This is a genomic window from Arthrobacter sp. 9MFCol3.1 (assembly GCF_000620385.1).
GTDB lineage: Bacteria > Actinomycetota > Actinomycetes > Actinomycetales > Micrococcaceae > Arthrobacter.
Genome location: NZ_JIBJ01000028.1, coordinates 1 through 4,885, shown reverse-complemented (window position 1 = coordinate 4,885; position 4,885 = coordinate 1). Strand labels below are relative to the sequence as shown.

General features: G+C 67.3%; 4 protein-coding genes and 1 pseudogene. All 5 read right to left on the bottom strand.

Annotation, left to right across the window (positions count from 1 at the left end):
* A partial coding sequence (locus C560_RS0117370; protein WP_026539152.1) for a serine dehydratase beta chain occupies positions 1-715 on the bottom strand: 715 nt, incomplete at its 3' end.
* A gap of 160 nt (positions 716-875) precedes the next feature.
* Entirely contained in the window at positions 876-2,195 is a 1,320-nt protein-coding gene (gene glyA / locus C560_RS0117365; protein WP_026539151.1) for a serine hydroxymethyltransferase, read from the bottom strand.
* Complete coding sequence (gene gcvH / locus C560_RS0117360) at positions 2,192-2,575, bottom strand: glycine cleavage system protein GcvH (RefSeq protein ID WP_026539150.1); 384 nt, start codon at positions 2,573-2,575, stop codon at positions 2,192-2,194. The genes glyA and gcvH overlap by 4 nt, the downstream gene beginning before the upstream one ends.
* Before the next feature lie 77 nt (positions 2,576-2,652).
* Positions 2,653-3,789 carry a glycine cleavage system aminomethyltransferase GcvT gene (gene gcvT, locus C560_RS0117355; protein ID WP_026539149.1) on the bottom strand — a complete coding sequence of 379 codons (1,137 nt, stop codon included), beginning with the start codon at positions 3,787-3,789 and terminating at the stop codon, positions 2,653-2,655.
* A 12-nt stretch (positions 3,790-3,801) separates the two neighbouring features.
* Positions 3,802-4,885: pseudogene (locus C560_RS0117350) on the bottom strand (glycine dehydrogenase (aminomethyl-transferring)); the annotation flags it as partial.

The window sequence follows — 4,885 nt, the reverse complement described above, 5'->3', positions numbered from 1 at the left end:
GCCCGCCGGGCAGCAGCCCCTCGCGTTTGAGGCTGACCTCGACGCAGCCCTCCATCACCGAATAGATGTGCAGCAGCCCGTCGCGGATCTCCGCCTCGGTCCGGGAGGCGCGCTCGTTGACGAACATGATCTCCCCGATCGAGAGGCCCTTGGACTGGCAGCGGCCCAGCAGTTCCGCGGCCGTGCGGAACGGCAGCGGCAGTTCCTTCTTCGATTCATCGAGTTCCTTCAGCGCCGCGTCCTCCTCGCCCTCGCGCACGATGAAGCCGCCGCCGACGGAGAAGAACGTGGCGGTGTGCAGGACTTCGCCGTCGGCGCCGGAAACGGTGAAGGTCATGCCGTTGGTGTGCCGGGGCAGGATGGTCAGGGGGCGCAGGATGATGTCCTTCACCCCGTAGGGCAGCTGCACGGAGCCGGCCAGCTGCAGTTTCCCGGTCTCGGCGATCGCGGCGAGCCGTTCCTCGACTTCCTCGGGCAGGATCAGCTCGGGGTGGTAGCCTTCCAGGCCGAGCAGGATCGCGGTCATGGTGCCGTGGCCGTGGCCGGTGGCGGCCAGGGAGCCGTAGAGGTCCACGCGCAGCGACGCCACCTTCTCCAGGTCACCGGAGGCTTTGAGTTCCTCGGCGAAAACGGCGGCGGCCCGCATGGGCCCCACCGTGTGCGAGCTGGACGGCCCTATTCCGATGGAAAAGAGATCGAAGACTCCAACAGCCATTGTCGGTTCCTAACTAGGTCTTGCTGTGGCCCGGCAGAGGGTCCTGCCGGAAAGCGGTACGGGCGCCGGTGGGCGGTGCGTGCCGCCGGAGGCACGACGCCGGGCGGCGGCTTATGGCCGCGGCCCGCCGGGCGTCGTGTCTTCTTCAGTCATACGTCGCCTAGGCGAGGTTATCAACCGAGGGGTAGAGCGGGTGGGCGGCGGCGAGGGCCTGAACCCGGGCGCGCAGACCGGACAGGTCCGCGCCGGCGTCGGCGGTCAACGCCTCGGCGATGATATCGGCAACCTCCGCGAAGGCCGCCTCGCCGAAACCGCGGGTGGCCAGCGCCGGGGTGCCGATCCGCAGCCCCGAGGTGACCATCGGCGGACGCGGGTCGAACGGGACCGCGTTGCGGTTGACCGTGATGTCGATCGCCGCGAGGCGGTCCTCGGCCTCCTGACCGTTGAGCTCGCAGTTACGCAGGTCCACCAGGACCAGGTGCACGTCGGTGCCGCCGGAGATCACGTTGATCCCCTTCGCGGTCACGTCGTCCTGGACCAGCCGCCCGGCCAGGATCCGGGCACCGGCCAGCACGCGCTCCTGGCGCTCCCTGAACTCCTCGGACGCGGCGATCTTGAAGGCCACCGCCTTCCCGGCGATCACGTGCTCCAGCGGTCCGCCCTGCTGGCCGGGGAACACCGCCGAGTTGATCTTCTTGGCGATCTCGGCATCGTTGGAGAGGATGATGCCGCCGCGCGGACCGGCGAGGGTCTTGTGCGTCGTGGAGGTCGTCACATGCGCGTGCGGCACCGGGGAGGGGTGCAGCCCGGCCGCGACCAGGCCGGCGAAGTGGGCCATGTCCACCATCAGGTAGGCGCCCACCGAGTCGGCGATCCGGCGGAACTCCGCGAAGTCCAGCTGGCGGGCATACGCGGACCAGCCGGCCACGATCAGCGCCGGCTTGTGCTCCAGGGCCAGGCGCTCGACCTCGGCCATGTCGATCCGGTGGTCCTCTTCACGGACCTGGTACGGGATCACGTTGTAGAGCCGGCCGGAGAAGTTGATCTTCATGCCGTGCGTCAGGTGCCCGCCGTGCGCCAGGTTCAGGCCCATGATGGTGTCGCCCGGCCGGATCAGGGCGTGCATCACCGAGGCGTTGGCCTGCGCGCCGGAGTGCGGCTGGACGTTCGCGAACCCGGCACCGAACAGGGCCTTGACCCGGTCGATCGCGAGCTGCTCGATCACGTCCACGTGCTCGCAGCCGCCGTAATAGCGCTTCCCCGGGTAACCCTCGGCATACTTGTTCGTCAGCACCGAACCCTGCGCCTGCATCACCGCCCTGGCCGTGTGGTTCTCCGACGCGATCATCTCCAGCCCGTCCCGCTGGCGGGTCAGCTCGGCATCGATCCGCGCGGCGATCTCCGGATCCAGGGCGGACAGGTCCGCGTCCAGGCTCGGGGAAACGACCTGCTCAAACGTGGTTACCTGCGCCGCGCTCACAGCTCGCCACCGTTCTTGGACGCATACTCCTGCGCCGAAAGCAACGGACCCTCTTCAACGACCGCCACCTTGAAGAGCCACCCGGCACCGTACGGATCGCTGTTGATCAACGCGGGATCATCGACGACCGCCGCGTTGATTTCGGTCACCTCGCCCGTCACCGGAGCGTACAGGTCCGAAACGGACTTGGTCGACTCGACCTCGCCGCACGTCTCCCCCGCAGTCACCGTGGACCCGACCTCGGGCAGATCCACGTAGACGATATCCCCCAGGGCATCCGCGGCGACGGCGGAAATACCAATACCCGCGGGGCCGGCACCATCTGAGGCAACCCACTCATGCTCAGCCGAATACATCAGTTCAGCAACTACTTTGCTCATCTCAAATCCTTCTTTCTGCTGGTTCGTAAAACTTGTATGCCCTTGGCCCCGAAAGGCCAAAGGCGACCCGAGGGGACTTACTTTTGGCGCTTGTAGAAAGGCAGGGCGACGACTTCGAACGGTTCCGCCTTGCCGCGCAGATCGACGTCGACGATCGTGCCAGGTTCTGAGTGCTCGACGTCGACATACGCCAGGGCGACCGGGTAACCGAGCGTCGGGCTCGGCTGACCCGAGGTCACCTCGCCGATGAGCGATCCGTTCTTGAGGACCGAGTAATGGGCTCGGGCTGCCCTGCGGCCCGTGCCCTTGAGTCCCACGAGCTTTAGTCCGATGGACGAGCCGACGCCCGCAGCCTTGATCGCCGTCAGCGCCTCCTTACCAACAAAGTCGCCTTCCTTGGCGAGCGAGACAACGGGGCCCAGCCCGGCGGCGAAGGCGTTGACGTAGCGGGAGAGCTCGTTGCCGTAGAGCGGCATGCCGGCCTCGAGGCGCAGGGAGTCGCGGGACGCGAGGCCTGCGGGAATGAGGCCGTGTTCTTCCCCTGATTCGAGCAGGGATTCCCAGAGACCCGCCGCGTCTTCGTTCGGAAGGTAGATCTCGAAGCCGTCCTCGCCGGTGTAGCCAGTGCGGGCGAGAAGCAGATCCTGTCCGCTGATCTGCACCGTAACCGCGGCGTAGTACTTCAGGTCGGTGACGAGTCCGTGCTGCTCGGCGGGGACCAGGCGCAGCAGGATCTCCTGGGCCTTGGGTCCCTGGACCGCGATCAGCGAGGTCTCGGCGGACGCGTCACGGACGGTGACGTCGAACCCTCCCTCCTTCCCGGAACCGGCCCGCTCAGCGAGGGCCGCGGCCACGACCTTGGCGTTGCCCGCGTTGGGGACCACGAGGAACTTCTGCTCGCCACGGCGGTAGGTGATCAGGTCGTCGATAATGCCACCGTCGGTGTTGCAGATCAGCGAGTACTTGGCCTTGCCAACGGCGATCGCCGACAGTTTCCCGACCAAGGCGTAGTCCAGGAAGGCGGCGGCGTCCGGGCCGGTGACCCAGACTTCGCCCATGTGGGAGAGGTCGAACAGGCCAGCGGCGTTGCGGACAGCGTGGTGCTCTGCAAGTTCCGACTCGTACTTGAGCGGCATCTGCCAGCCACCGAAGTCCGTGAAGGAGGCGCCGGCTCTTTTGTGCTGCTCGTAGAGAGCGGTGTAGTTCTCAGTCATTGGTTCAATCCTCTAGTTTTCGAACGCTGCGGTGTTGTCTTGGAAAGCTGCTGGGCTTTCCTCGAAGGAAGCTGTGCTCTCCTCGAAGGCCTCAAGGGGAGGGCAGGAGCAGATCAGGTTGCGGTCCCCGGCTGCGCCGTCGATCCGGCCGACCGGCGGGAAGTACTTGTCCTGCCTGAGCGTGTGGACCGGGAAGACGGCCTGCTCGCGCGGGTACTCGCGGGTCCAGTCGGTGCTGATCACGGCAGCGGCGGTGTGCGGTGCGTTGCGCAGCGGGCTGTGCTCCACGGTGAAGTCGCCGTGGGCCACCTGGTCGATCTCGGCGCGGATGGCGACCATGGCCGTGATGAAGCGGTCGATCTCGCCGAGGTCCTCGGATTCGGTGGGCTCCACCATCAGGGTGCCCGCCACCGGGAACGCCAGGGTCGGGGCGTGGAACCCGAAGTCGATCAGTCGCTTGGCCACATCCTCGGCCGTCACGCCGGTCCTGGCCGTGAGTTCGCGCAGGTCCAGGATGCACTCGTGCGCCACCAGGCCGCCCGCGCCCATGTAGAGCACCGGAAAATGCTCGTCCAGTCGGGACGCAACATAGTTGGCTGCGAGCAGGGCCGACTTGGTGGCCTCGGTGAGCCCCTGGCCGCCCATGAGCTTCACGTAGGCCCAGGAGATCGGCAGGACACCGGCCGAGCCGTAACGCGACGCAGAGATCGGGGTGCCGTCGGCGCCGTTGGCCGGGTCCGCCGCGTTGCCGGGCATGAACGGAGCGAGGTGGGCCTTGGCTGCGACCGGGCCGACGCCGGGGCCGCCGCCGCCGTGCGGGATGCAGAAGGTCTTGTGCAGGTTCAGGTGCGAGACGTCGCCGCCAAACATGCCCGGCTGGGCCAGTCCGACGAGGGCGTTGAGGTTGGCGCCGTCGATGTAGACCTGGCCGCCGGCGGCGTGGACCGCGTCGCAGACCTCGCGGACGTCGGCGTCATACACCCCGTGGGTGGAGGGGTAGGTGATCATGATGCAGGACAGGGCGTCCTTGTGCAGCTCGATCTTGGCGGTCAGGTCCGCGTGGTCGATCGTGCCGTCGGAGGCGGTGGCCACGACC

Bases quoted from the DNA above. Each gene is read 5' to 3' on its own strand.
- gcvH (WP_026539150.1), bottom strand. From the start codon at position 2,575: ATGAGCAAAGTAGTTGCTGAACTGATGTATTCGGCTGAGCATGAGTGG.
- gcvT (WP_026539149.1), bottom strand. From the start codon at position 3,789: ATGACTGAGAACTACACCGCTCTCTACGAGCAGCACAAAAGAGCCGGC.